Genomic DNA, 2,254 nt, shown 5'->3' with positions numbered 1-2,254 from the left:
CCACTAAGTCGCCACATGTCCTGATCCTCTAAATAACTTCCGTCCGACCATCTGTACACCTCAACGGCTATGGTATTATCGCCTGCTTTTATATATTTACTTATATTAAATCGGGCTGGGGTCATACTGCCTTGGCTGTAGCCAACTTTTTCTCCGTTAATCCAGAGATAGAAAGCCGATTTTACGCCATCAAATTTTATATATACCGTTTTGTCGAGCCAAGTGGCATCTATAGTAAAGTGTCTTTTATAACTTCCCACTGGATTTCTAAGCTTGTGGCTCGTATATTCCAAAGGCGGCTCCAACATAACATGTGGCTGTTCTTTTTTAAATGGGTAATTGATGTTGGTATAGATTGGAATACCAAATCCCTGTGTCTGCCAATTGCCTGGGACAACAATATCGCTCCAAAGGGACACGTCGAAATCTGGTTTATAAAAATCTACAGGTCTTTTATCTGGAGATGTTACCCAATTAAATTTCCATATCCCATTTAAGGATTTTTCAGTTGAAGGCGCTTCAAACAAGAGGGCTTTATCTTCAGTCGTATAACTTGAGAACGTCGCTACCGCAGGTTCTTTATTTATACCAATAACCTCTGGGTTTTCGTAATCTAATTTAAGTTGTGCCTTTACACCTGTAACCGTAAGCAAAGCCATTAATAACATCTTAAACTTTATGGTGTAAATCCTTGTTTTCATTTTTGGTTTGGTATTACATGAATAATAGATTCCAGTTATTTAAGGTTAAAAACAATCTCTTTTGGCTTGTTTTGAGATAATTCTATTTGCCATTTGTTTTTATATTCCCCTTGAATAGGTTCCAGTTCACTTTCGCCTGACTTTACAGTGCTTACCTCATATTTTTCTGGAAGTCGTATAGTGATTGCCTTATCTGCTTTGGAAGTCATTTTCAATTTCAACTCACCTGTTTCCATATTCCATGATAATGCATCGATTTGAATTTGACCTCTTAGCAAGATATTATTAATAGATCCTTTAGACCATTCTTTTGGCAGGGCTGGAATAATATCTACAACATCTTCCCAAGCAAATGCCAAGGCGTTGTTTATAACATCTGGTATGGTTCCAATCGGGTCAAAGCCATAGCCTTGTTTCTTGGGCCAGTAAGACATCATAAAACTAGGGTAGATGTATTGCTCTGTGGCCAGCCTAGAGAGGACTTCATAGACGATATCCGATTTTCCAAGACGTGCTGCGGCTTGTGCCTGATTCATCATACCGTGGGTTATATGGTTGCTATCTGCATTTTTTCTATTGTGTAGCCAGTTTTCTGTTTTGCCTTCTAACGCTTTTGCCGATGCTTCCCATAATTGGGGATTGGTTTCCATATCGAATTCGCAAAATTGATATAGAGGCAATAAATGGGAATGATGCCTTTGATTGTAAACTTCTTGAGTTCCTGCCGAAGCCCATTCCATAAGTTCTCCTTTTTCATTAATCATATAATCCGGCAATTTATCTATCATCGTTTGCCATTTTATGATGTTTTCTTCCTCTATATTTAAAAGCTTGCACGATTTTATCAAATAGGTTAAAACGGCTTTGGCTACCGCTATATCGAAGGTTGAATTGGCATACAAGTAATGGTCCTGCTCTGGTGAATAGGAAATGAAAAATTGATATTTGCCATTCTCGTCTTCGGTATCCTTTAATAAATCTTCATAAAATAGGGCATTCTCCTTTAACAAGGGTACCACCCTATCTTTTAGAAATACTTTATCTCCTGTAAATTGGTAGTAATCGTAAAAAAAGTGAAGCATCCACCCCATAGTACCAAAAGATTGCTCCCCTGGCCAATTGCCCCAATGAAGCAATAAATTGGTGTTTGATGCTCTTGGATTTGATGTAATACCCCTGCAACCATAAAACTTTTCGGCATTTAAGCGACTGTCCACCAACCAAGATTCTATAAGTGTAAAGTAGTTTTCCATGAGTTCGGGCATATTACTGCTCATTATGGATTGAACTTCTAACTGAAGATTGGAATCTAAGGTATAATCCCCACTCCATGCCGGTTGCCATGTGCCAGTCCAAATGCCTTGTAAATTGGGAGGATTCTTCCCAGTGCTGCATATTATTAAATATCTACAGGCATCATACATTTTCTCTGCCAATGCAGGAGTAAATTGCCCGCTTTGTGCCGCTTGCTCCAGTAGGGCTTGTGAGGATACGGTTTCGGTTTGATTTCCATTAAGATTAAGCTTTACCCTATTGAATAAATCGCCATGAGC

2 protein-coding genes are annotated in these 2,254 nt (G+C 38.7%); both read right to left on the bottom strand.

Going from position 1 to position 2,254, the window contains the following annotated elements; genetic code table 11:
* On the bottom strand, positions 1 to 701 hold a 701-nt coding region (locus AADI82_RS14970), incomplete at its 3' end, for a sugar-binding domain-containing protein (protein WP_341217212.1).
* 35 nt (positions 702 to 736) lie between these two features.
* The coding region (locus tag AADI82_RS14965) for a glycoside hydrolase family 95-like protein (protein WP_341217211.1) at positions 737 to 2,254 on the bottom strand (1,518 nt) is incomplete at its 5' end.

The organism is uncultured Wocania sp. (assembly GCF_964021735.1).
GTDB lineage: Bacteria > Bacteroidota > Bacteroidia > Flavobacteriales > Flavobacteriaceae > Wocania_A.
Note: the sequence above shows the minus strand (reverse complement) of the source record. Positions and strands in the feature narration are given on the sequence as shown.